The organism is Nocardia sp. NPDC058114 (assembly GCF_042884695.1).
GTDB lineage: Bacteria > Actinomycetota > Actinomycetes > Mycobacteriales > Mycobacteriaceae > Nocardia.
Genome location: NZ_JBHVTK010000027.1, coordinates 1 through 4,611 on the forward strand (window position 1 = coordinate 1; position 4,611 = coordinate 4,611).

General features: G+C 67.3%; 3 protein-coding genes and 1 pseudogene. All 4 read left to right on the forward strand.

Going from position 1 to position 4,611, the window contains the following annotated elements; all coding sequences use genetic code 11:
• Positions 1-129: 129 nt before the first annotated feature.
• The 4 genes and pseudogenes from ACFVVI_RS35635 to ACFVVI_RS35650 all read left to right on the forward strand — a co-directional run bounded on the left by ACFVVI_RS35635 (position 130) and on the right by ACFVVI_RS35650 (position 4,372).
• The gene (locus tag ACFVVI_RS35635; RefSeq protein WP_378995651.1) at positions 130-1,167 is read left to right on the forward strand and encodes a branched-chain amino acid ABC transporter permease; all 1,038 of its coding nucleotides are present in this window, start codon (positions 130-132) and stop codon (positions 1,165-1,167) included.
• Positions 1,164-2,588 (forward strand): branched-chain amino acid ABC transporter permease, encoded by a 1,425-nt coding sequence (locus ACFVVI_RS35640; RefSeq protein WP_378995649.1) that lies wholly within the window; start codon positions 1,164-1,166, stop codon positions 2,586-2,588. Before ACFVVI_RS35635 ends, ACFVVI_RS35640 begins: the two co-directional genes overlap by 4 nt.
• Before the next feature lie 41 nt (positions 2,589-2,629).
• A pseudogene (locus ACFVVI_RS35645) lies at positions 2,630-3,493 on the forward strand (ABC transporter ATP-binding protein); the annotation flags it as partial.
• 183 nt (positions 3,494-3,676) lie between these two features.
• Positions 3,677-4,372, forward strand: coding sequence for an ABC transporter ATP-binding protein (locus ACFVVI_RS35650; protein ID WP_378995800.1), 696 nt, complete (start codon positions 3,677-3,679; stop codon positions 4,370-4,372).
• The last annotated feature ends 239 nt before the right edge of the window (positions 4,373-4,611 follow it).

Sequence of the window (4,611 nt, forward strand, 5' to 3'; positions counted from 1 at the left end):
TGGGGCTAGCCGGGCGTGCTGCCAAACATCCTGTTGGTGTTTTACCCGGTCTTGTTGTTCAGTTTTTGTGTGCGGGGGGGGGGGGGGCCTTCCCCCCCCCCCCACCGCTCGCCTGACGCGAGAGTAACCATGACATCAGCGGCTTCGCTCGGTGTGACCCTGTTGGCCGAAGGGTCCATCGATTTCAACGTCTCCGGGGTGATCGACCAGTTCTGGCGATTGACCGTGGACGGCCTCACCTATGGCTCGATCTACGCCCTGGTCGCTGTCGGCTACACGCTGGTCTACGGCGTGCTCCGACTGATCAACTTCGCCCACTCCGAGATCTTCATGCTCGGCATGTTCGGCACCTACGTGGGACTGGAACTGCTCGGCTTCGCGCCCAGCGGCAACGTGTATTCCCAGGGTGTCCTGCTGACAGTGCTGTACCTGGGCTTGGCGATGCTGTTCGGCATGCTCGTCTCGGGCATCGCGGCGGTGGGGCTCGAACGAGTGGCCTACCGGCCGCTGCGCAGGCGCGGCGCGAAACCGCTGGCGTTCCTGATCACCGCGATCGGTATGTCGTTCGTGATCCAGGAATTCGTGCACTACATCCTGCCCAAGATCAAGCCGGGGCTCGGCGGCTCCAACGCCCAGACCGGTATCCGGCTCGTGGAGCCGAAGGTGCAGTTCAGCTTCCTCGGCGCGCAGGTCACCAATGTGGCGCTGGTGATCATCGCCGCGGCCGTCGTGCTCGCGATCACCACCGAAATCGTCATCAACAGAACCAAATTCGGCCGCGCCATCCGCGCGGTCGCCCAGGACCCCGACACCGCCACCCTGATGGGTGTCTCGCGTGAGCGGGTCATCGTGCTGACGTTCCTCATCGGCGGTCTGCTGGCAGGCGCGGCCGCGATGTTGTACACGCTCTACATCCCCACCGGCATCATCTTCTCCGGCGGTTTCATCCTCGGCATCAAGGCGTTCAGCGCCGCGGTGCTCGGTGGCATCGGCAACCTGCGCGGCGCGCTGCTCGGCGGGTTGATCCTCGGCATCGCCGAGCAGTACGGGCAGATCCTGTTCGGCACCGAATGGCGTGACGTGGTCGCGTTCGTGCTGCTGGTGACCGTGCTGATGTTCCGGCCGACCGGCATCCTCGGCGAGAGCCTGGGGAGGGCACGCGCATGACAGACCTGACGAAAACCCCGAAAGCGCCTGTCGCACAGCAGGATCGACGTGGCATCGGCGATGCGATCCGGGTCTGGTGGGACGGGCTCTCGCGTCCGGCCCAGTGGGCCGTTGGCGTGCCGATCATCGCCTTGCTGGCGCTGATGCCGCTGTTCCCGCCCCCGCTGCTCGACACTCCGGGCGTGAGCTTCGGCGGTGTGATGGCGCAGTTCGCCATGTACGCGCTGATCGCCATCGGCCTGAACGTGGTGGTCGGCCAGGCCGGTCTGCTCGACCTGGGTTATGTCGGCTTCTATGCCGTCGGCGCCTACACGGTCGGCCTGCTGACCAGTCCGAACAGTCCGTGGAACCAAACCGACGGCGGCTGGCTGCAACCCGGCTGGGCGTGGGTGGCCTGCCTGCCGATCGCGATCGCGCTGACCGCGCTCGCGGGCCTGATCCTCGGCGCGCCGACCCTGCGGCTGCGCGGTGACTACCTCGCGATCGTGACGCTGGGCTTCGGTGAGATCGTCCGGCTGATGGCCGACAACCTGGGCGACCTGACCAACGGCAGCCTCGGGCTGTCCAAGATCGCCTACCCCACGGTCGGCGAATCCGAGGCGCACCCCGGTGGTTTCTTCTCCCCGGGCAACCTCGGCGACACCAGCAGCTGGAATCCCTTCCAGCGGGCCAGCAACGGCACCTGGTGGTTCTGGCTCGGTATGGCCTTCGTGATCGTGGTGCTGCTGATCATCGGCAACCTCGAGCGCAGCCGGGTCGGGCGCTCCTGGGTCGCCATCCGCGAAGACGAGGACGCCGCCGAGATCATGGGCGTGCCGACCTTCAAGTTCAAGCTGTGGGCGTTCGTGATCGGCGCCTCGGTCGGCGGTCTGTCGGGTGCGATGTACGCCGGTCAGGTCACCTACGTCAACCCCAAACAGTTCGACATCATCTTGTCGATGTTGTTCCTGTGCGCGGTGGTGCTGGGTGGTTCGGGCAACAAGCTCGGCGTGATCGTCGGCGCGTTCCTCATCGCCTACCTGCCGATGCGGTTGCAGTCGGTGCAGCTGGTGTCCAGCGAGTCGACCGGTTACCTGCTGCTCGGCCTCGATGTCGCGCTGCTGATCGGGCTGTGGTTGCTGTGGCGGTGGAAGAAGGACGCGCTGGCCGCGTGGGTCCGGCGGACGGTGATCGGCGTGGCGATCGTCGCGGTGATCCTCGGCCTGCTGCTGTTCGGCAGTGTGTTGCTGTTCCGTCCGGGCGGCGCCCAGAACCTCGGTGACCTGAAGTACCTCTACTTCGGCATCGCGCTCGTGGTGATGATGATTCTGCGGCCACAGGGTCTGTTCCCGGTGCGGCAGAAACTGCTCGCCTACGGCAGACAGGTGTACCAGGCGGTCGTGCGCAAGCCGGCGGCCGAATCGATCGGAGCAGGGCGATGACGGGGCCGGGCGCGGGAGACGCGCTGTACGACAACGAAGACATGAAGGCCGGCTACCAGCCGCCGCCCGAGGTCGAGCCGACCGGCGAGGTCGACGTCACCGCGGTGCTGCCCGAGCTCGCCGATGCCGAGACCGTCGCCGAGGTGGTCGCGCCGCATCGCGAGATCGAGACCGCGGTGGGCGAGCCCCTGCTGCGTACCGACGGTCTGACCGTCAAGTTCGGCGGTCTGACCGCGTTGGACGGGGTCAGTTTCGAGATCCGCCGCGGCGAGATCCTCGGTCTGATCGGCCCCAACGGCGCGGGCAAGACCACCTGCTTCAACGCCATCACCGGCGTCTACAAGCCCGCGTCGGGCAGCGTGCACTTCGACGGTCGGCCGCTGGCCAAGACCAAGCGCAACGAGATCACCCGGATGGGTATCGCGCGCACGTTCCAGAACGTGCGGCTGTTCGGCGAGATGACGGCGCTGGAGAACGTGGTCGTCGGCACCGACGCGCGCCACACCACCTCGGTGCCCGGTGCGGTGTTCCGCACGCCGAAGTTCCGGCGCGAGGAGCGTGATGCCATCGAACGCGGCATGGCGCTGCTCGAGTTCGTCGGCATCGCGCCACGCGCGGTGGAGAAGGCCCGCAACCTGTCCTACGGCGATCAGCGCAGGCTCGAGATCGCGCGGGCGCTGGCCACCGAGCCCAAGCTGCTGTGTCTCGACGAGCCGGCTGCCGGTTTCAATCCCAGCGAGAAGTCGGCGCTGATGGACCTGATCCGCAAGATCCGCGACGACGGCTACACCGTGCTGCTCATCGAGCACGACATGCGCCTGGTGATGGGCGTGACCGACCGGATCGTGGTCCTGGAGTTCGGGCGCAAGATCGCCGACGGCCTGCCCACCCAGGTGCGTGAGGACCCGGCGGTGATCGCGGCCTACCTCGGCGTGCCCGACGCGGACACGATCGAGGAAGTGCGCGAGGGATCGGTCGCCGCCGCGGAGGAGGGGGCGACGCCGGTGGCGGACGCCGTGGTGGTGCGCTCGCGGGACGAGCCGGAGGCCGTGGTCGAGACCGAGGCGCCGCTGCTCGAGGTCCAGGACATGGTCGTGAACTACGGCCGGATCCAAGCGCTGCACGGCATTTCGCTGTCGGTCGCCCAGGGTGAACTGGTGACTCTGCTCGGCGCCAACGGCGCGGGCAAGACCACCACCATGCGGGCGATGTCGGGCCTGCTGCCGCTCACCTCGGGCCGAATCCTGTTCCAGGGCAAAGACATCACCACCATGAAAGCGCACGATCGGGTGGTCGAGGGTCTCATCCAGGCGCCGGAGGGCCGCGGTGTCTTCCCGGGCATGACGGTCGCGGAGAACCTCGACATGGGTTGCTACGGCAGGCCTTTCGAGAAGAAGACCGAGTATCAACAGACTCTGGACTGGGTCTTCGAACTGTTCCCCCGCCTGGCCGAACGTCGCAAGCAGGTCGGCGGCACGATGTCGGGCGGCGAACAGCAGATGCTCGCGATCGGCCGCGCCCTCATGGCCCGGCCGAAGCTGCTGCTGCTCGACGAACCCTCGATGGGTCTGGCTCCCATGGTGATCCAGCAGATCTTCCGGATCATCAGCGAGATCAACCGCCAGGGCACCACGGTGCTGCTCGTGGAACAGAACGCCCAACAGGCCCTGACCCGCAGTGATCGCGCCTACATCCTGGAAACCGGCGAGGTCACCAAGTCCGGTCCGGGTGCGGGATTGCTCACCGACCCTGCGGTCATGTCGGCCTACCTGGGCGTCGACTAATTGCCGGCGGCGCGGGGACTCTCGACGATGCGGCGGGGAGTCGCGGGTGCGAGGGTCACCTGCGTTCGGTTGTCCCAGGCGGTTCGACGCTGTGTTTGTTGGAGCGCTGGCGCGCTCGAGTCGCGGCCCCTGGGGGCCGCCGGTTAGCCACCGGGGCTTGCTCCTTCGTCGCCTACGCCCCGGCGGCTAACCGGCGACCCGGCCGCGACCGGCCACTGCGTGGCCGCCGCTCCCTAGGG